The 20,044-nt window shown below is 45.7% G+C and carries 18 protein-coding genes; 3 read left to right on the top strand and 15 right to left on the bottom strand.

Translation table 11 applies throughout. From position 1 onward, the window contains the following. The first annotated feature begins 107 nt into the window (after positions 1–107). On the top strand, positions 108–1,265 hold the full coding sequence (locus tag AC58QM_RS22445; protein WP_497287079.1) for a glycosyltransferase family 4 protein: 1,158 nt from the start codon (positions 108–110) through the stop codon (positions 1,263–1,265). A 15-nt stretch (positions 1,266–1,280) separates the two neighbouring features. Beyond that, positions 1,281–2,603, top strand: a complete 1,323-nt coding sequence (locus tag AC58QM_RS22450; protein WP_497287080.1) for a UDP-glucose dehydrogenase family protein — start codon at positions 1,281–1,283, stop codon at positions 2,601–2,603. A 54-nt stretch (positions 2,604–2,657) separates the two neighbouring features. On the opposite strand, the gene AC58QM_RS22455 is transcribed toward AC58QM_RS22450, so the two are convergent. The 5 genes from AC58QM_RS22455 to kdgD form a co-directional block, all read right to left on the bottom strand. Then, positions 2,658–3,461: an alpha/beta hydrolase gene (locus AC58QM_RS22455; protein ID WP_497287081.1), complete on the bottom strand. Its 804-nt coding sequence runs from the start codon at positions 3,459–3,461 to the stop codon at positions 2,658–2,660. A 69-nt stretch (positions 3,462–3,530) separates the two neighbouring features. Next, positions 3,531–4,343 carry a metallophosphoesterase gene (locus tag AC58QM_RS22460; RefSeq protein ID WP_497287082.1) on the bottom strand — a complete coding sequence of 271 codons (813 nt, stop codon included), beginning with the start codon at positions 4,341–4,343 and terminating at the stop codon, positions 3,531–3,533. A gap of 164 nt (positions 4,344–4,507) precedes the next feature. Next, entirely contained in the window at positions 4,508–5,965 is a 1,458-nt protein-coding gene (gucD, locus tag AC58QM_RS22465) for an alpha-ketoglutaric semialdehyde dehydrogenase GucD (protein ID WP_497287083.1), read from the bottom strand. Position 5,966: 1 nt separating this feature from the next. Beyond that, complete coding sequence (locus AC58QM_RS22470; protein WP_497287084.1) at positions 5,967–6,968, bottom strand: mannonate dehydratase; 1,002 nt, start codon at positions 6,966–6,968, stop codon at positions 5,967–5,969. A 12-nt stretch (positions 6,969–6,980) separates the two neighbouring features. Next, on the bottom strand, positions 6,981–7,907 hold the full coding sequence (gene kdgD, locus AC58QM_RS22475) for a 5-dehydro-4-deoxyglucarate dehydratase (RefSeq protein WP_497287085.1): 927 nt from the start codon (positions 7,905–7,907) through the stop codon (positions 6,981–6,983). Positions 7,908–8,054: 147 nt separating this feature from the next. Here kdgD and AC58QM_RS22480 point away from each other — a divergent pair, with 147 nt between their 5' ends. Beyond that, a complete protein-coding gene (locus tag AC58QM_RS22480; RefSeq protein ID WP_497287086.1) occupies positions 8,055–9,020 on the top strand; it encodes a helix-turn-helix domain-containing protein in 966 nt (321 codons plus the stop codon). Between the two features lie 266 nt (positions 9,021–9,286). Here the strand turns inward: AC58QM_RS22480 and AC58QM_RS22485 are convergent, their stop codons facing one another. From AC58QM_RS22485 to AC58QM_RS22530, 10 genes are all read right to left on the bottom strand, one after another. Then, positions 9,287–9,832, bottom strand: coding sequence for a GNAT family N-acetyltransferase (locus tag AC58QM_RS22485; RefSeq protein ID WP_497287087.1), 546 nt, complete (start codon positions 9,830–9,832; stop codon positions 9,287–9,289). Positions 9,833–9,834: 2 nt separating this feature from the next. Beyond that, on the bottom strand, positions 9,835–10,296 hold the full coding sequence (locus AC58QM_RS22490) for an SRPBCC family protein (RefSeq protein WP_497287088.1): 462 nt from the start codon (positions 10,294–10,296) through the stop codon (positions 9,835–9,837). Positions 10,297–10,467: 171 nt separating this feature from the next. Continuing rightward, the gene (locus AC58QM_RS22495) at positions 10,468–10,818 is read right to left on the bottom strand and encodes a zinc ribbon domain-containing protein (protein ID WP_310224186.1); all 351 of its coding nucleotides are present in this window, start codon (positions 10,816–10,818) and stop codon (positions 10,468–10,470) included. 105 nt (positions 10,819–10,923) lie between these two features. After that, entirely contained in the window at positions 10,924–13,773 is a 2,850-nt protein-coding gene (locus AC58QM_RS22500) for a CBM96 family carbohydrate-binding protein (protein ID WP_497287089.1), read from the bottom strand. Positions 13,774–14,332: 559 nt separating this feature from the next. Beyond that, entirely contained in the window at positions 14,333–15,952 is a 1,620-nt protein-coding gene (locus AC58QM_RS22505; protein WP_497287090.1) for a response regulator, read from the bottom strand. Then, the gene (locus AC58QM_RS22510) at positions 15,942–17,717 is read right to left on the bottom strand and encodes a cache domain-containing sensor histidine kinase (RefSeq protein WP_497287091.1); all 1,776 of its coding nucleotides are present in this window, start codon (positions 17,715–17,717) and stop codon (positions 15,942–15,944) included. The genes AC58QM_RS22505 and AC58QM_RS22510 overlap by 11 nt, the downstream gene beginning before the upstream one ends. Before the next feature lie 10 nt (positions 17,718–17,727). After that, a complete protein-coding gene (locus AC58QM_RS22515) occupies positions 17,728–19,005 on the bottom strand; it encodes an ABC transporter substrate-binding protein (protein ID WP_497287092.1) in 1,278 nt (425 codons plus the stop codon). Positions 19,006–19,397: 392 nt separating this feature from the next. Continuing rightward, positions 19,398–19,700 (bottom strand): hypothetical protein, encoded by a 303-nt coding sequence (locus AC58QM_RS22520; RefSeq protein WP_497287093.1) that lies wholly within the window; start codon positions 19,698–19,700, stop codon positions 19,398–19,400. Beyond that, a complete protein-coding gene (locus tag AC58QM_RS22525; protein ID WP_497287094.1) occupies positions 19,701–19,862 on the bottom strand; it encodes a hypothetical protein in 162 nt (53 codons plus the stop codon). Between the two features lie 4 nt (positions 19,863–19,866). After that, positions 19,867–20,037: an IS3 family transposase gene (locus tag AC58QM_RS22530; RefSeq protein WP_497281543.1), complete on the bottom strand. Its 171-nt coding sequence runs from the start codon at positions 20,035–20,037 to the stop codon at positions 19,867–19,869. Between the last annotated feature and the right edge of the window lie 7 nt (positions 20,038–20,044).

A 20,044-nucleotide genomic window follows, 5' to 3' on the forward strand; every position in this document is an offset into this window, starting at 1 on the left:
AGAAAGTACCAATCAGAAATTATTATATAAAATTAATACGCCATTGATATTCCCCGAATACTTCCAAGCTACGCTGAAGCTAAATTGGAACTACTGGAGGGATTCCTATGCGTCTCGCGTTGTTTACCGACACTTTTGTTCCACAAATGAACGGCGTTGCACTCACGATGGGTCGGTTAACGTCATATTTGAATCGCCGTGGCATCGATCATCTCGTTTTTTCACCAAAAAGCACGGCTGATATGGTGTATTCGGATCCTATTCGTCCCATTCGCAGCATCCCTTTGTTTCTGTACCCCGAGTGTCGACTTGCCTTCCCCAACTTAGCTGCCATTCGAACTGAACTCGATCGTTTCCGTCCTGATTTGCTCCACCTAGCCACCCCATTTAACTTAGGCTTATGTGGGCTTCATTACGCTCGTAAGCGGCTCATTTCTCATGTAGCCTCCTATCATACCCACTTTGATCAGTACCTGACTTATTATCATATGAAGGCAGCAGTCCCCCTTTATTGGAGCTACATCAAATGGTTTCACCATTCCTGCGATGCAACCTTTGCGCCATCCAGCGATACCATTCATACGTTGCAGAAACAGGGCATTGAACGTCTGCAGCTGTGGACGCGAGGAGTTGATTGCCTGTTATATACGCCTGACAAGAAGAATAATCAGGTTCGAGAGCGATATGGCATAACGGCTCAATACCTCTTTCTTTACGTTGGCCGAATCGCACCTGAGAAGGATATCGATACCTTATCCGCAATCATGAAAGACTTGCCCGATTCCTTGAAAGCGAATGTGCACTGGCTCATCGTAGGAGACGGCCCACAGCTTCAAGAACTGCGTGAGCAAGCACCTGCGAATGTGACGTTCGCTGGGTATAAACATGGCGAAGAGCTTGCTCAGATTTATGCTTCTGCTGACCTTTTTGTCTTCCCTTCCAGCACCGAAACGTTCGGAAATGTCGTTCAAGAAGCCATGGCATCTGGACTCCCTGTGGTTACGGCGAACAGCGGTGGTGTACTCGAAATGGTGCGCCATGGGGAGAACGGCGTCTTATGTACACCACGTCAGCCGCAGTCTTTTATACAAGAAATCTGTGACTTAGTGAATCATGAAGAGCGTATGCACAGCTTTCGTGTTGAGGCTCGTCAATTCGCTCTTGGACGATCGTGGGATGCTATCTTCGACCAATTAATTCATGATTATGAGCACATCATTGATTTGCGTCGCATCGAAAAAAAATCTGGCTTCTATTCGGCATAAGAGGAGGACATTGGCATGCGTATTACGATTATTGGGGCCGGTTATGTGGGGTTAGTAGCTGCGGTTTGTTTAGCTAAACTAGGACATATCGTAACAGCTGTGGATCGGGAACATGTGGTCCAAGATTTACAAGATAATCACTTGAGCATCTGGGAATCTAATCTGTTTGACATGCTTGTCATAAGCCGCAGTGAAGGGAAATTATTGTTCGCAACCGATCTCATAAAAGCCTCAGCAGGAGCTGATGCCCTCATGATTGCTGTCGGAACCCCTACGCGAGAGGATGGTCAGACTGATCTTAGTCAAGTTGAACAAGTAGCAGCTCAATTGTATGCAGCTGGCAGCTGTCCTCCGCTAGTCATTATGAAAAGTACAGTTCCCGTTGGTACTTGCGACAAGCTAGAACAAAGCTTACTGGCAGCTGGCATCCAAACTGAAGTTGCCTTCAATCCTGAATTTTTACGTCAAGGTAGTGCCGTTAGGGACTTTATGCACCCAGATCGTATCGTATTCGGTTGCCATTCGCGCCAAGCTGAGGCTAAACTTCGTCAACTTTACCAAGGGATTGATGCCCCCATTCAAGTCTGTGATCGACGCAGTGCGGAACTTATCAAATATGCTTCCAATGCCTTCCTTGCGATGAAAATTTCATTTGCCAATATGATTTCTGATGTATGTGAAGGATATGAGGCGGATATTCGCCAAGTGATGGAAGGCGTTGGTGCAGATCGACGCATCGGTCCTCACTTTTTGCAAGCAGGCCTCGGGTACGGTGGTTCTTGCTTCTCTAAAGATTTACAGTCCCTACTGACTTCCGGCAAAGCCATCGGTCGCTCACTTCCCTTACTCGAAGCAACAGCTCAAATTAATGAGGAGCGCATTCCGCAGATGATGGATAAGCTGATTGCTCTATGGGGAAATCCTCGCGGCAAGCGTTTAGGTGTACTCGGTATCTCCTTTAAACCGCATACGAATGATGTGCGTGATGCGCCATTTCTCACTTTGGTGCAGCTCTGTCACCTCTATGGCATTGATGTGCAAGCCTACGATCCCGTCGTTCAACATGTCTCCATAAAAGGGGTTACCCAGGTGGATTCTGCTTTTGAAGTATCGGCTGGTGCTGATGCCGTCATCATCCTAACGGAATGGCCGCAGTTCACTGAGCTGAACTGGGTTCTCATGGTTCAATTAATGCACCAGCGTATCCTATTGGACGGTCGAAATATCTTATCAGATGCGATGATTTCGCGATTGATAAAGCAAGAAGACGTCGTTTACATACCTGTTGGGAGACCTGTCGTACACAGCGAAGAACATGATCGTGAACAAGCTAGATAAATGAAAAAACGGCAACCTTAGACGATAATGCCGTCTTGGGTTGCCGTTTATGGCTTACTCGGTTCTGCCTGGATAAATGAATCGCATCGCATAAGGAAAATAAGCGTTAAAATAGCGATGAAGATGTACACCATCAGGATCTATTTCGAGACGAATACGTTCCTGCCCGCCAGGTATTTTCGCCGATAAGAACTCGTGGGCCTTCCTCGTATTGGGAACCATGTACTGCTGTAAAGTCGTGCGACCCACACCTTCTTGTTCACCTACAAACATATAGATCCGCATATCAGACTGTGTGAACACATTCTTTTCAATAAAATCCATGATATTCGCATACCAGAGTGATGCGGACATCAGAGCGAATCTGCCGAAATGATCAGGTTTTTGAAACGCTGCATAAAGTGAAATCAATCCCCCGAATGAGGCGCCTGTAATTCCCATTTGAGCAGCATCTTCCAGAATCCGATAACGGGATTTGACAAATGGCAGAATGTCTTCCGTGACCAATTGGAGATACGCGTCACCTTCACCGTCAAAATATCCGCCATCATTCAACAGATTCTCAGCTTTCCATGGGGTATACTCGCGATTGCGTTCCTGCGGTTCGATCCCAACGAAGATTACTTCCTGTGTGACACCGCAAGTGAAATCCGCTTCCAATTCGGTCATTGAATCCATGAATAAATAACATCCATCTTGCACGATAACGACTGGAAATTGCTTGTTGACATCCTTATGGTAAGTTGGCGGTGTATATACATAAATCGTTCGATTGGCAAATTCCAGCGTATCCAAAGTCCCCTGCAACTCTATCAGCTCCATATTGAGAATAGTAACTTCAGCAGTACTGATAATCATTATCACTGAACTCATGGTAGCATAGGATGGATCTTCTGTAAATATACGGATTAACCAAAGAAACTGAATCTAAACCCCTATTTTAAAAACCGTGATCTCCGGCGAACACCCCACGCGAATTGGTAACCGCGAAGTCCCTAAGCCTCGATTTATATAAAAATGCTTTCGCTCGTCTATTCGTTTAAGCCCAACATGAAAATCTCTATAAGCCCCTATCGTACGCCCAAGCAGCCTAACCTGACCGCCATGTGTGTGCCCCACCAGTAGTAAATCATAGGACGGATGCTCATGTGCGAGCGCTGTCTTGATGATACTCGGGGAATGGGCCAGCATGATGACAAAATCATAGCGTTGTAATTCTTCCTCACTTAGTGTCATCCGTTCTTTGTCATATAGGGAGTTGTCAAATCCATAAACCAACCCCATCTTCTCACCCATTTGGAAGGGCAGCCCACGATTGGCTAACACAGCGATATTAGACTCTTCTATGGTTCGCATACAAGCATCATAAGCTTGATCCGCTTTCTGCTTAGACGACGATTGGCTGCCTATATATCTTTCATGATTACCCGGAACAAAATATAAATGAGCACAGTTAATTCGTCGAATTTCCGCTAAAACATGTTCCAATTGCTCCCTCGTTGATCCCAAATCCCCTGTGATCATCACGAGATCAGGGTTGACGTTATTCACTTTTTGACTCAGAGAGCCATTGATGAAGTGGGTTTGCCCATGCATATCGGATATCTGAACTACGGTGAAATTCTTCTTATCTGGTTGGCCTAGCTGAATATAGACATAGTTAACCCAGAAGGTACTATATAGAATAAAAAGTGCGCCGAGCGCTAGTATGACGAGAATACTGGTGATGACCAACTCCAAATCCTAACCTCCCACAGACAATTTCACAACGCTTAAAATGACATTCATGCCAATATACACCTTTTGCTTCACGGATGCCACTTTTACAAGATTCACCTCTACTCCCCCAAATATAACCTATTGAAAAAATAAAAAGCCAGCTGCAATCGCAACTGGCCCCACTACTATGATTTAATAAATACCGTCTTTACATCTGTGTAAAACTCAATAGCCGCCTGTCCTTGCTCGCGCGATCCTGAGCTCGACATTTTCACACCGCCGAACGGTGCTTGCAGCTCCACTCCAGCACTCTCAGCATTGACACGTACGAGTCCTGCGTCAATATCCTGTACGAAGGTTAGTATATTCGAAATATCCCTCGTGAAAATTGAAGCACTAAGACCGAACTTCACATCGTTGGCAATGCCAATCGCTTCCTCGAACGTATCCACTTTCATTAAGGCGAGAACAGGTCCGAAAATTTCTTCCTGTGCGATCGTCATCGCGCTTGTAATGTTTTCAAAAACGGTAGGCTCAATATAGAAACCTGCATCCAAGCCCTCATCTTGCACTTTACTTCCACCGCAAAGCAAGGTGCCACCTTCTTCGATCCCTTTGGCTATATAGGATAACACCGTATGATATTGCTTTTCACTCGCACATGGCCCCATCCACGAGGAGGGATCCATTCCTGGGCCTACCCGAATTTGCCCAATACGTGCCAATAGCTTACTTTTAAAAGCTTCGTAAACTTCGCTTAGCACGATTACACGGCTCGTGGCCGTGCATTTCTGCCCGGTTGAACGTAACCCACCGCTAACTGTGGCCTCAACAGCGAGATCGAGATCCGCATCCGTGAGCACAATTACGGGGTTTTTACCTCCCATTTCTAACTGATACTTCGCCCCTTTGGCAAGTGCGCTTTGACCTACAAGCTTTCCTATACGATCTGATCCGGTAAAGGTAATACCTTGTACGTCTGGATGATCGGAGATCCCCTGACCTATGACATCCCCTTGGCCTGTCACCATATTGATGACACCTGCTGGAATTCCCGCCTCCTGGAAGCATTCCATGACCAGGGCAGCCGTGATAGCTGTTTCCTGAGCAGGCTTGAACACAATGGTGTTCCCAAAAATCAAGGCAGGCGCAATTTTCCAAATAGGAATGGCAACAGGAAAATTCCACGGTGTAATAACCCCAACAACGCCTAATGGCACACGTGTTGTAAACATTAATGCTGTGCTGTCCGTAGATGGGATCACATCACCGGCCTTTCGCATGCCTTCGCCTGCGTAATAGCGCAGAATCGCGACACCTCTAGCCGTTTCACCTTTTGCCTCAGGGAACGTTTTCCCCATTTCTCGGGTCATCATCTCAGCGATTTCATCCAATCGACGCTCTAGCCTATCCGCAGCCTTGAACAAGTACTCTCCACGAGCAGAGCCAGATAATTTGCGCCAGCTGAGCTTCGCAGCTTTTGCCGCATCAACAGCTTCGTTCAAATCTGCAAGGGACGATTGCTGCACATAGCCTACGATTTCATGTCGATTTGCAGGATCAATGCTTGCTTCAACTTCACCGCTGCTTGCCTGTTGCCACCCGCCATTGATCAAGTTCAGATACGTTTTAATCTCACTCATTTTAATCTCTCCCGCCTCTAAACTCCGTCAATGCGGCTAATAGCGCCTTTACATAACCAATTGCATAAGCCCATCCGACCCAGTTCATTTTGGATTCAGCACTTCGATGCGGTGCGCGATCCATTTCGAGCGACGTAATGTGATCGGGATTGATACAGCCGTTATAGCCAACTTTATGAAGCTCCAGCAATATTTTAGCCATATTCATATGTCCATCGTCTAGCATAGCCTCTTCGAATGCACCTGCTGTCGCTAAGCTTCCCCGTACATTGCGGAAATGGACAAGAAAGATTTTATCCTTCCGGCCATATTGATAGATTTCATCCAGAACAAGCGGTGTTCCTCCCGCCTCTCCACGGCTGCCAACACAATAGACAAGTCCCACATTTCTGCTAGGAAAGCTGTCAATTACCCGGTTCAAACCAAGCCCGCCGAACGGTGTGTTATGATAAGGCGTGTCAGAAGGATGAACTGCTAGCTTCATTTCATACTCCTCTGCTAAAGGAACTAGCTTACTGAAGACAAGATCAAATCGCTTCCACCATGCATTCAGTTGCTCTACCGTTGGCGGTTGTTTATCCAAATTGCGTCTCAATGACTCTCCGCGAACTAACGCGCCACCACGATGTACAGCTGTGTACTCCTCCGCCATATAGGGAAACACATCACCTGCAAAACGCTGCCGAACTAACGTGATCCCCGCTTCGCCGAAGGTTTTAATCGCATTGCTGACGTTGTCCAACTGGATCTCAGAACCTGGCTCATCCAGCATAAAGCTCGTTGACATGTCAGGCAGCGTGACTCGATTAATTTCCATGCCATGGGCGCGAACTCTGCGTTTTAATTGCAACAGCTTATCCAAATCAGGAAAGCCCAACTCACGAACACCTGGGAAAGAACCTCCCTGCGTAAAATCAATACAGTCAACCCCAAGTTGACACATTTGCTTCAAATCACTATCGGATAGTTCACATGTGGGAACTTGAATCGACACCTTCATCATGACATTTTCCTCCTAACCGTTATTGGCGATCGCGACAAGGTCTAAGCTTCGTTTAATAATCGTCTCCAAACGCTCATAATGCTCTTGTTCGACTTGGACGAGCGGCGTCCGAACCTCCAACCCTACTGGCAAACCAACAATGTTCATGCCTGCCTTAATTAGTGATACCGCGTAGCCTTTACGCAATTGACGAATCCGGTGAATCGGTAAAATGACTTCCTGATAAATGGATCTAACCGTCGCCTGATCACCAGCAAGCAAGCTTGTATAAAAAGTTCTTGATACCTGCGGAATATAATTGGAAATGGCCGATGAGTAGGATAGATAACCTAGTGCCGAATAGGCTGGCATCGTTAATTCCGCTAGCGGCATGCCATTCATCCATTGTAACCTTGGGCCGATCGATTGTACGAATTCAATATTTAGCTCAAAATTGCCTAAACCATCCTTAAATCCGATAACATTAGGTAAGCTGATTAGCTTTTCTAACGTACTTAACGTAAAAATCGCGTTATCACGCTGATATATGATGACAGGTAAGCTAGTACTCTGGGCAAGTGTCCGATAATAGTTAAACAATCCTTCTTGCTCAGGAATGATCAAATATGGCGGCAGCAGTAAAAGTCCATCTGCACCAAGTTTTTCTGCAAGCTGAACACGTGATATAGCTTCTCTAATATTGCCTCCTGCCCCTGCAAAAACAGGAACTTTACCAGCTGCAGTCGCTACACCCACAGAAACTAATTGTTCATATTCGTTGATATCTAAGGATTGGAACTCACCGGAGCCAGCGCAAACGAACACAGAATCTAACCCATTTTCCACCAAAAATCGGACATTTGCTTGAAAAGCTTTCTCATCCAACTGTTCATTACGATCATACGGCGTTACCGGAAAGCCCATAATTCCTGCCAGTGAAATGTTCACATCTTTCCCCACTGTTCACAGCCCCTTTGCAAATTCTACTTGTCTATGAACGTAATTATAAAAAAATGAAGGCGTTTTCGTCTTTATAAAAACAGGCCGCTTTTTTTCAAAAAAACCATGCTATAATAGTTTTCAATCTACTCGAGAGGAGACCCCTGCATGCTGAGTCCATCCGTTTATTCGCGTAGCAACCTGTACCTCAATCAAAATGTGGTGCAGCTGCAAGGTGCCTCCGCCTCCATCTTTGTTCATTACTGGGGAGCTAAACCGCAGCATAAGGGTAATCGTCCACATACGCATTCATTTTTCGAAATATGCTACGTCGCCGAAGGTGAAGGACAATACTTTCACGATGGGATTACCTATCCACTCCGGCCGGGAACACTGTATTGCTCGAAACCCGAGAGTCGCCATTCGATCCAAAGCGATGAGGGTATGCTGCTCTTATTTTTCGCACTAGAGCCGGTCGCTGCTGAATCGAGTGAGGCATTTTTGCAGGATTTCAGCCAACTATGTGCGTATCCACATCTGTTTATTCCTCATGCAGATCGCACGGCATCGATGCTGATTTGGCAAGCTCTGCTCATCCAAGCTTCAGAGACGAACGATCGGTACCAAGAAACCATTACGCATTTAGCCTATACGCTGGTCATGAGTTGTATCTCTTTATTTTTGCAGCATTGCCGCTCTGGTGAAACATCTTCGTCCACCGCTAATTTGGAGCTGCAAGGTACTTTGAAGAAAGTCAAAGCCTACATTCAGGATCATCTTTCTCATAAAATAGCACTTAGTGACGTGGCACAGAGTCTCCACCTATCAGAACGACAGCTATCACGTCTGATATCTGATGAATTGGGACAATCCTTCCCCTCCATTGTCAAAACGGAGAGAATCAAACGCGCTGCCTATGTACTCGGCTACACGGATGTCCCCTTGAAACAAATCGCCGAGGATACCGGTTTTGAAAGCATCCACTACTTTACCCAGGTGTTTACCCGGGAAATGGGCACACCGCCGAGTCAATTTCGTAAACATTGTTTGAATTCCGAAACGGTCGATGCCTGGATTCATACTTATTTGGCTCAGGTGGCAACGCGGTATCAGAAGAATCGGGCGGGGCAGTGAGGGCAGTGACATGTAACCATCCCTCACTCACTACTTTGAAGTTTGAGTAAATGGAAAATATACAGCTAATAATGCCCAAATCCCTCTTCAAGGGTGAGTAAATGGAAAAACTCCAGCTATTTTCAACTATTTGCTCACATGCGGCGCCATAGTGAAATTTAACTGGAGTTTTTCCATTTAAGTGCAATAAAGAGCCATATCCTGCAGAATTAACTGTACTTTATCCATTTCGTTGATGTTATCTACTGGTATCTACTACGATTTGCTTATTCCATCGCGGCATTCCGAAGCACCATATGAATATGATCTTCCCATACCCCATGAATTTTCAAGTATTTGATCGCTAGGCCTTCCTCATAAAAGCCCAACTTCTGAACAACCTTCATCGAAGCTTGATTGCGAGGCATAATATTGGCTTCGATCCGATGAAGCTGCAGCTCTTCGAACGCATAGGCAATTACGCCTTGGAGTCCTTCCGTCATCAGACCTTGATTGAGCAGCTCGCCATCCATCCGATAGCCTAAATGACACGATTGGAAGGCTCCTCGCACGATATTATTGAGAGCAATGGATCCAATGATTCGATGATCATACAGCATCCATACTTTAAAGAGCTGTCCGTCCTCGTGCAATTTCTTCTCTTTCTCCAACAATTCTGCGTGGTAATCTGCTGTATAAAATGACGCCTCCCTCACCATTTCCCATGGTTCTAGAAAGTCCCGATTACGACGAAAGTAATCCACGACTAAGTCACTGGAAGATGAGTCTAGCTGTACTAAGGACATGCGTTTGGTTGTGTGAATGACTTTCATATCTATACCTGAATATGTGCGTACGGAGCCTTGTCCGATACAAGATTCAAACGGAGCCCATGCTCTAGATATGCTTTTAATCCGCACAAAACAATCGTAAATCCTTCAGTTGCATCCAGAGATTGCTTGACGATGTCATCATCACTGCCTGTGAAACCCGTATTCGTGATCGTCACAAAGGTCGCATCATCAGCTTGCGAGGTAAATGTCCACTCGACCAAGGTGCCCCAATCAAGAAGAATTCGTTGGTTAACTTCAATTTCTTTGACCTCAACCTTCGCGCTAGCGCCATACATAGCCCAATCCCATTGAACGCTAGCTCCAGTTTCTAATTTTCCGCTTCCTTTTGTAAACCAGAATTTCGATGTGATCTCAGGGTCTATAAAAGCCTCAAACACCTCATGTGCTGGTCTGCGAATTAACATTTCTACTTTTACGATCGGCGCTTGTATGTGTTCATCCATCTTTCAATGCCTCCATTCACTGACCTATTTCTCTTCATCATAGCATAGGTGGACATGCAACTAAAAACCTAAGCAACAAGACCTAAGAAAAACAAAACCTAAGCAAAACAAAAACAGCTTCCATAGAATCATTCTCTACGGAAGCTGCTGCATAACACCAATGTCATTTAGTTAGACAAAATGATGGCCACAGGATGAGCAGAACTTCGTGTCAGCAACAACCACTTTGCCGCACACGCATTCTTTTTCATTCCGAACCTCGGTAATCTTGACTTCAATCTCACTGATTTCTTGGTTAATTTGAGCAATACCTTGGCAATAGTCCTTAACATTCGCTTCCACTTGTGAATAATCACCGGATAGATACGACGTGTAAACCGACTCGCCAATTAATTTATAAATCTTATCAATTTCTCTTTCTTTTAAGGAAATATGTGTTTTATGTTTCGTTATCTCTACCGTTTGTTGCGCTTTCCTCGCTGCTTCAGATGCCCCTTGCTTCACTTTATCAAAAAATGACATGCCACTCCCACTCCCCGGCCTGCATAAATTCGCTTCCTAACGAATCATATGCGTTAATGTCGGAAAGTAATACTATCAAGTCGACCATTCGGGGATATATCATCTTTATTGAATAACCAACTGTGGCTTATTAGCCCCATTTTCACTCGTATTCAGCGTCGTGTACTTCCCTGCACTCTCCTGCAGTTCGATGGATACAATCTTATCTCCCGCAACTTGAGCTTGCACATAGGATGTGATGTCAATTTCATAATAAGCATTGGTCGCATTCATAGCGATGCTGCCAGCTGCACTGCCAATCGCAGGCTTATTGTTCCACGTCAACGTAGCTTCCGTCCAGCTATCCGTTGTTTGATAAGCCGTCACCGTCGTATTCGCTGATGCGCTGCCGTAAACGCGAAGTTTTGCGCTCGTCGTGCTGGAAATACTGCTCAAATCAAACTTCACATACACAACGCGGTTTGCTCCTGACGAAGTCTTGAGGAACATCGTTGTATCGTTGCCATAATTGGTTGTGGGATTGCTTTCGTGTACATACGCATCATCCGTGGGATTCAACGTAGCCGCAGTGCTGCCGCTCAGCGTCGTCGCGCTGGCTGTATTACTTGCCGCAGAAGCGTTGCCTGCTGCATCCTTTGCACGGACATAGTAGCTGTACGCCGTGCTTGACGTCAAGCCTGTATCCGTTGTCGATGTGCCCGTTACCGTCTTCAAAAACGTGCCACCACGGTACACATCGTATCCCGTTACGCCGACATTGTCTGTGGATGCCGTCCAACTCAAGTTAATCTGCGTGCTTGACGCTGCGGTTGCCGTCAGCCCTGCTGGCACGGTTGGTGCTTGCGTGTCAGTAGCTGCAAGTGTCGTTGCGCTCGCCGTATTACTTGCCGCAGAAGCGTTGCCTGCTGCATCCTTCGCTCGAACATAGTAGCTGTACGCCGTGCTTGACGTTAGGCCTGTATCCGTTGTGGATGTGCCCGTTACCGTCTTCAAAAACGTGCCACCACGGTACACATCGTATCCCGTTACGCCGACATTGTCCGTGGATGCCGTCCAGCTCAAGTTAATCTGCGCGCTTGATACTGCCGTTGCCGTCAGCCCTGCTGGCACGGTTGGGGCTTGCGTGTCCGTCCCACCGGTACACGAGTTTGTTGCCGTTCCGCTTCCTAACAAGGAGCTGCCCGTAAAGCTCAAGCAAGCATAGACGCCCTTATTTGGCGCTTGGGAGAAATCGACGGTCTCATTTTGCCCCCATGTTGATATAAAAGTCCCTGTGGGCTTCTGTAAATGCGTCCACTGCGTGCCATCCCAACCGATTTGATAAATCGTGTTCGCATTATTGTATGGCGCAAAAGGGACATAGGCTCCGCCTTTCGTCGTCTGCTTAGACATCGTATTGTTGAAGAATACGTTCTGCTCTCCCGTACCGCCAGACCATTTGGAAGCATGTGGGCCAGCGCCGTACCAAATCGGATACCACGTGCCCTCGAGCATATCCTGGCCGCCTTCACCCTCTCCCCAAGAGCTATGCTCGAATGGGATGCTGATCGTGTTTTGCTCAATTAAATTGTGACGCTCCCAGCCTCCGTGCAGGTTCATGTCAGCACTCAGTGCATTCCCTTGAATCACATTGCCGGTCGCCGACCATTGCAAGGTTAGATGTCGAACACGATCAATTGTATTATTCGTGATTTTGGAATCGTACAATTTGGAACCACGAACGTAGCCATGACCACCCTTGCCTTTATTCCATGCTCCAAAAATAATGTTATTCGTAATCTCCATATTCTTCGCAAATTCTGTCACGATCGGATGAGAGCCCGTCATGTAGGTTTGAATCCCTTTGACCCAGCCATCCTGTGCAAATTTGAACAAAATACCATGCACCGCGTACTCCAGCGCTTCATTTTTATATTTTAGTCCCACTCCGCCCGGGTTGGTAACCGCATCGTAGTCATTGGCATTAATGAGCCCGTTGTAAGGCGTATACGAAATATCTTGTGTAAAATAAAAATCCTCAAATCCCACGCCCTTCACAGCCGTAACCTTCATGACTTTACTGTAATACGTCGAATTGGAACCGCCAGGATCTGCAGGAAGTTGGCCACTGTTGCTAAAAGGGATATCAAACTCAAGCGGCTTATCTATCGTCAGATTATCACCACTGACACTGACGACCTTGAACATTTGCGTACGCATATGGCCGTTGTAGCGATAAGCTTGCGGGGCCTGCATCTGATCATAAAAAGCAACCGTATTGGCGGCGCCAACATAAATCGTGTCTCCAGCCGCGAATTGAGAGCCTTTGCCTGAGGCAACTTTCACCAATGTGCTGCCTTTGGTGCCACCGCCTGCTGAGGCAACTCGTTGTCCCGTTAACCAGTGAAAGTTAACACTTCCCTCGTAGGTTGTGTCCCCTGAGTCTTTGGCGCGATCCTCCACGCGGAAGGCCGCATATCCTGGCCACATTTTGCCATCGATGAGTGGCGCCCCTGGATTAGCCGGATCCTCCGAGTACGTCGCCGCTGGCTTGAACACGATCTTCGTCCCCGTTGTCGGATTATTGCCTGCACCACGAAGCGTAATGAAGCTCGCATCTACACGAATTTGCTTGTTGAGGTCAATTTGACCAGCAGGAAACTTCAGAATCGCCCGATTGGCATCGCTTACAACACTGCCATTCACTGTCAACGTGCCACTGCGAATATCATTAATCACTTGTTGCAAAGCGTTTGAGTCGTCGATGCCATCGTTGGCTGTAATGCCCTTTGTCGTTAAATCAATCAAAGTGCCGCCTGTCGGCAGTGCCTGACCACCTTTATACCCCGCTGTTGTCCAGTTAGGTAAAGTTGGATCGACTGCAGCTAATGCCGGTGTGATTCCGAATGTTGCTGAGACGAGTAAAGAGACTAGTGTTGATTGGAAGAGCAGCTTGCTTGACTTTGATATACGCATGCTTGATTTCCTCCTATAGGGACCGTTTCTTTAAAAGCAGCAAAGTAGCGTTCATCGAGTATCCAGTTCACTTAGGTAACTTTTCGAATTCCCTCCTTTACACGGATTAGCGTCAAGACATGTAATGAGCTTCGTCTACATCAAGCGTAGCACGTTTGTAAGCGCTGTTATAGGCGCTTATTGCTTAATTGTTGCACGCTATTGCTATTTTTTTGGGGAGGTGCTTGGTTTGCGCGTGCGCGAGGGGGAAAAGCGAAGAGATACTCGAATTTTTCGAGTATCTCTTCGCTTTTCACGCGCACGAGATCGAGATGCTCGAATTTTTCGAGTATCTCCTCCCTTTTCTCTCGCGCGCGTCCGCGTTACTCGAATTTTTCGAGTATCTCCTCCCTTTTCTCTCGCGCGAGACCGTGTTACTCGAATTTTTCGAGTATCTCCTCCCTTTTCTCTCGCGTGTGGCCGAGATACTCGAATTTTTCGAGTATCTCCTCCCCGCCCCGCGCGAAGCCGCACTCAATTGGGTATGTACCATCCCCAATACAAAAAAAACCGCTCAAGTCTAATTCACCTTGAACGGTTCAACGCTTTTCCCCTCTCGAAACTCAGAGGGAGTCCGATTTGTAATCGTTTTGAATACCCGATTAAAATGTCTGATATTCGTAAATCCGGTTGAATCCGAAATTGCTTGAATCTTTTCATCGGAATAGAGCAGCAGCGATTTCGCCTTCTCAATCCGTTTCTCCGTCAAAAAGTCAATGAATGACTTTCCTTGTTTACTTTTAAACAAGCTACTTAAATAAGACGGACTGAGATACACGATTTCAGCCATCGTATTCAAGGTGATGGATTCCGCATAATGCTCCTCAACGTAACGCACCACGATTTCGACTGGGCTGGTCACCATTTTTTTCTTGCGATTTCCGATGCTTACGGTGAGATCACCCAGCAGCTTCTGGCAGCGCTCAATCAATTCTTTACTGGATGAATAAGAGTAAATGTCCACCAAAACCTGCTTTACATCCGTATTTTGCAACCACATCTTCACAACGGCCAAATTCACGGCCAACTCGTAGAAATGCAGCAGCATTTTACAAATTTGTTGGTGAATCATTTCTGGATCCTTCCACTCTTGGCAAAGCTTTGTCACATAAAGACTAGCTTGTTGCTGTACATTCGCTAAGTCCCCTTCTTGAACGAATTGATTCAAGGAATGCCAATCGGCAGCGTGCCAATCGTGCTTTTCCATCGCCATCTCCGCAACAATTTCGTTGGACAGTAACCGATCCCCACCAATAACCAAACGATACAACAACGCTAATCCAGCCTCTTTATACGACTTGGAAATGGCTTCCAAATCTTTCGCAGGACTGCCTAGCCCGAATGTCAGTGTAAAATTAGACTGAACCCGAATATCCTTCCGAATTCGATTAGTCAGCTTTTCGATATCTGAATTAATCGTTGCCGTACCTGCATGATTAATCAGTGCGACGACTTCCGTGTCGTGGTGAATGAATACATACCCATTGAAACTCTCATTAAGACTCTCTTGAATAAACTGCTGAATATAGATGGAGAAAAGTGATGGATTCAACTGATAATAACGCTCATCTGTCACTGAATCCCGATCCAATTTGGCAATTAAACAACTAATATACGGTTGTGGAAAATGTAGCCCAACATTCTCAAGCAACTCCGTCTCTTCGTGATGAACATTCCCTGTGAGAAGCCCCGCAAGCACATGCTGCCGCATCTGATTCTGAACCTGTTGATCCATGCCGTTCGATTTATTCGGTCTTTTCTCGCTTAACCACTCTTCTTGCAGCTTTGCAAGCAAAGCATATAGTTCTTCCCGTTGAAAAGGTTTCATTAAGTAATCCTTCGCACCTAACCGCAAGGATTCTCGCGCATATTGAAAATCGTTATAACCACTCATCACGACACACGAAATATGAGGATAGCGCTCTTTCACAATATATTGGAGCTGAATACCATCGATCCTTGGCATTTTGATATCTGTAATAATTAAATCAGGCTGCAATTCTTCGAGCTTCTCTAAAGCCTCAGCACCATCCGTCGCTTCATCAATCACATGCCATTCACTTTGCATATCCCCAATCATCAACCGTATCCCCTTGCGAAATATGGTTTCGTCGTCCACGATTAAGATACTAGGCATCATTCGTTCTCCCTTCGTGATCACCTTCGATGAGCGGTAAAGTTAATGAAATCGTCGTACCTTGTTTGAGACTACTCTCGATGGTCACACCATACTGATTCCCGTACCGTAAGGCGATTCTACGATGTACATTCATTAACCCTGTGCCGCCAGTTCCTTCTTCTGTTGTCGTCATCTGGAACTTCCGATCCTTCAGATTCTGTAATTGCTGGGCACTCATCCCTGCGCCATCATCTTGAATTTGAATCAACATCTGATGATCCTGCTTTTTCCCAAATAAGCTGATCGTTCCGTAGCCATTGCCTTTATCAATCCCATGAACAATACTGTTCTCGACAATCGGTTGTAAAATAAATCGAATCACCGAATAGCTCAGCAACTCAGGCTCTATGCATACGTTGAACTTTATTTTATCCTCAAAACGAATTTGTTGAATCGCCATATAACCTGTCACATGCTCTAGTTCCAAATGTAAAGGGACTTGGCTCTGATGACTATTGATACTATAACGAAGCAGCTTGCTGAGATGATTGGTCATTTTCACAACTTCTTTATTACCTTGAATTTCCGCATACATACTAATCGAACCAAGCGTGTTGTATAAAAAATGAGGATTGATTTGGCTCTGAAGCGCCGAAATTTGTGCATTTTTCTCTCGAATCTCCGACTCGAACAACCGATATCCCAGATCACTGAGCTTCGATACCATGATGTTAAAAGATTGACTTAACTGGCCAATTTCATCACGGCTATGAATAGGAATGGAAACAGCAAGATCGCCTACTACAACTTTTTTCATCAGATTACGTAACTCACTGATTGGATTGGTGATCCGAAGGGCAAATAACGTGAAAATAATAATCGCCATCAGCAAGCACACCACACCAATTAGAATAATATAATTCCGTACATACACCGTGTCCTGAAGCAAAATAGCCAAAGGAACCATCTCGATCATGGTCCAACCCGTTAAAGGTGACGTATAGTAGGATACCAACTCTGAGTCGTTATTTTGCTTATAGACAACGGTCCCCATCCCTTTAAACTGCTTGATTTGCTCCGCATCTGGGCCAGTCAGGGTGCTTTTATAAATCATGGAACCTTCATTATCCACGATCATGATATTTTTCTTATCATTCGAGATCGCTTCAATTTTATTGCGAATCACATTTTTATCCACATCGAGAACGAGATAGGCCAGTACAGCCCCCGTATCCACACTCCGAATTTTCCTTGCAAAAGAATACACCTGACTCGTCGTTCCTAATCCATTCTTGTTAAAAGTTCCAAGATACACGACTTTGCCCGTTTGGGAAACCTTGTCGTACCAGACTTCCTTCTTCACGTCTCGCATGGTGTAATTGGCCTGTTCTTCCGTTATGGCTGTGTACACATTCCCGCCTCTGGTGCGATATAACGTCAACCCCGAAATGTCCACACGTCCATTGGCAAAAACACGCTTCGCGAAATCCTCAATCGTAACGCGGTCATTAAAGGAAAGATTCTCATTTGCCTTCTCGCTCACTTCCAAATATTTCATGATCTGAGGAGATTGATAAGGCAATAACGTCAGTAGATTGAGCTCATTCAAATACGTATCAATGTTGGCAGTGAGCTCTTTCACTACGTCCATCTGATATTTTCCTGTATTCTTCTGAATTGACGCAGAATAGCTTGTAAAGGTTAAATAGCTGGCTATGCCTAACGGTACCGCTATAAAAATAGCACTCATCACAATTAACTTGATGGCAATAGGCAAATCTTTCATCCCTTGCATCCTATTGCTGAGGTGTATTTTGCTGGATTTGAAGATTGATATTAATGATCTTTTGCGCATTTTGCAGCACCTCTTGCGGCGAGATTTGTCCCGCCATCATCTTCTCGAACTCACGCACAAGCTCATCGTTAATCGAACCCTGTCGCGGTTGATTTGGGAAATATTTCACATCATCTGCGGCACTGGCATAATCTGGACGGTATTTCAGCTTTTGAAATTCTTCTGAAGCGACTGCTTTTTTCACGGCAGGGATATGGCCAGCCTTCGCCCAGCTCGCGCCGTGAGCGGCTACCCAATTCGCAAATTTGATCGCAGCTAATTGCTTTTGTTTATCCGGTTTTTCATGGAACGGGAGTGAAAACGTATGAGAATCCCCCCAGGCTGCAGGGTGATCGTAGATTTGTGGGATTTTGGTCACCCCGAAGTGTAAATCTGCTGCCTTCTCTAGCGTTCCCGTCCCCCATACCCCTGAAATTAACGTCGCCGCATTGCCCTTCGCGAAGCTTTGGATCTGATCATTAATGTTAGGCAAAATGAGCTTCTTCGTGTAGAGGGAGTTGACGAATTCCAACGATTTCAGTGCAGATGGATTGTCAATCGCAGCCGCTTTCCCATCATCGGTATAAAACCTACCGCCATCCTGTTTCATTTGGTTATAGAAGGAGAACCAGATCCAGAACGAGTCAATCCGAACATTGGGTTCAGCTAATGGCGTAATATTCGGCGGTACACTCGCGCGTATCTTCTCTAGAAACGCTAAGTAACCTGCCTCGCCTTCTGCCATAATCGGTTTTTCTTTCTCATCCAATAGACCGGCGACTCTCAGCCAATCCTTGTTGTAATACATCACTTCTAGGTGTGTATCCAGTGGAATTCCGAGATGTTTATTGTCAGCAACCGTGCTTTGTAGAATCGTAGGGTTAAAATCGTCCCAATGGACGCCAGCTTCAATCGCTAGCGCATTCAAATCCGTCAAAAATCCCGCTGGTGCATACTGCGAATATTTTGCCGAGTGAACGATCGCGATGTCAGGTGCTTCTTCGGTCACGATTGCCGTGGAAAGCTTGGTATAATAATCACCTGAATTATTGTTAATCTGCTCTATTTTTACATGATCCGTATTTTCATTGTTATATTGCTGAATGAGCTCCGCCATAAATTGCCCATCCCCACCGCTAAACGGTGTCCAAAAGGTAATTCGCAGCTTACTAGCCGCTGGCTCCTCCGTTGCCACATTCGTCTGCGCATTATCGCAGCCTACCGTGCACAGGCTCAACATGAGAAGAAAACATATCGCTTTTGCTGCTTTCCTACCTGGTTGTTGTCTTCTACTCAGATGAAACCCCTCCTGCCTTCAAACTATGCCTTCATTATACAAACTTAAGCTGAGGCAAGCCAATGACCTATTTCCGTTAGTCATGGACATATTTTTGGATTTCTAGACAAAAAGAAACTGAAATGCCCGGAATGGGGATTTCAGTTTCTTTTATTGCCTGCGTGACGCACAGCTGGGGATAGCAGCCTTACCATTGCTGTAACTCGATAAAATCGACTTACAGCAGTCTACTGTTGCCTTTCTTCTTCCGTAACTCGATAAAATCGACTAACAGCCGGCAACTGCTGCCTTTCTTCTTCCGTAAGTCGATAAAATCGACTTACAGTGGGCAAATGCTACTCTTCAACTTCCGTAACTCGATAAAATCGGCTTACAGCGGACAACTGCTGCTCTTCTGCTTCTGTAAGTCGATAAAATCGACTTACAGTGGGCAAATGCTGCTCTTCAACCTCCGTAACTCGATAAAATCGACTTACAGCCGGCAACTGCTGCACTTCAGCTTCCGTAACTCGATAAAATCGACTTACAGCGGGCAACAGCTGCACTTCTTCTTCCGTAACTCGATAAAATCGACTTACAGCGGCCAACAGCTGCCTTTCTTCTTCCGTAAGTCGATAAAATCGACTTACAGAGGCCAACTACTGCTCTTCTGCTTCCGTAAGTCGATAAAATCGACTTACAGCGGCAACTGCTGCCTTTCTTCTTCCGTAACTCGATAAAATCGACTTACAGCAGTCTACAGCTAGCTTTCTTCTTCCGTAAGTCGATAAATGCTCTTCTGTCAATAAAGTGGACGTCACTAAGTTAAGCCACCTGCTGGTAGTATAGCTGCTCAAATTGAGCGGGAGATATGTAACCAATTGTGCTATTCGACCTTGTTCTGTTGTAAAAGAACTCAAGATACCTGTACAGCTTTTGCTGGGCTTCCTGTTTAGTCTTAAATTTCGGGTTACTGTAGATGAACTCGCGCTTCAAAATGCTA

The sequence above is a fragment of the Paenibacillus sp. J22P165 genome (genome assembly GCF_059692015.1).

What these genes read in the sequence shown, in the direction of transcription:
- AC58QM_RS22485 (WP_497287087.1), bottom strand. Translation starts at nt 9,832, where the DNA reads ATGAAAGTCATTCACACAACCAAACGCATGTCCTTAGTACAGCTAGAC.
- AC58QM_RS22505 (WP_497287090.1), bottom strand. Translation starts at nt 15,952, where the DNA reads ATGATGCCTAGTATCTTAATCGTGGACGACGAAACCATATTTCGCAAG.
- gucD (WP_497287083.1), bottom strand. Translation starts at nt 5,965, where the DNA reads ATGAGTGAGATTAAAACGTATCTGAACTTGATCAATGGCGGGTGGCAA.
- AC58QM_RS22470 (WP_497287084.1), bottom strand. Translation starts at nt 6,968, where the DNA reads ATGATGAAGGTGTCGATTCAAGTTCCCACATGTGAACTATCCGATAGT.
- AC58QM_RS22500 (WP_497287089.1), bottom strand. Translation starts at nt 13,773, where the DNA reads ATGCGTATATCAAAGTCAAGCAAGCTGCTCTTCCAATCAACACTAGTC.
- AC58QM_RS22495 (WP_310224186.1), bottom strand. Translation starts at nt 10,818, where the DNA reads ATGTCATTTTTTGATAAAGTGAAGCAAGGGGCATCTGAAGCAGCGAGG.
- AC58QM_RS22450 (WP_497287080.1), top strand. Translation starts at nt 1,281, where the DNA reads ATGCGTATTACGATTATTGGGGCCGGTTATGTGGGGTTAGTAGCTGCG.
- AC58QM_RS22445 (WP_497287079.1), top strand. Translation starts at nt 108, where the DNA reads ATGCGTCTCGCGTTGTTTACCGACACTTTTGTTCCACAAATGAACGGC.
- AC58QM_RS22490 (WP_497287088.1), bottom strand. Translation starts at nt 10,296, where the DNA reads ATGGATGAACACATACAAGCGCCGATCGTAAAAGTAGAAATGTTAATT.
- AC58QM_RS22455 (WP_497287081.1), bottom strand. Translation starts at nt 3,461, where the DNA reads ATGATTATCAGTACTGCTGAAGTTACTATTCTCAATATGGAGCTGATA.
- AC58QM_RS22510 (WP_497287091.1), bottom strand. Translation starts at nt 17,717, where the DNA reads ATGAAAGATTTGCCTATTGCCATCAAGTTAATTGTGATGAGTGCTATT.
- AC58QM_RS22515 (WP_497287092.1), bottom strand. Translation starts at nt 19,005, where the DNA reads ATGTTGAGCCTGTGCACGGTAGGCTGCGATAATGCGCAGACGAATGTG.
- AC58QM_RS22480 (WP_497287086.1), top strand. Translation starts at nt 8,055, where the DNA reads ATGCTGAGTCCATCCGTTTATTCGCGTAGCAACCTGTACCTCAATCAA.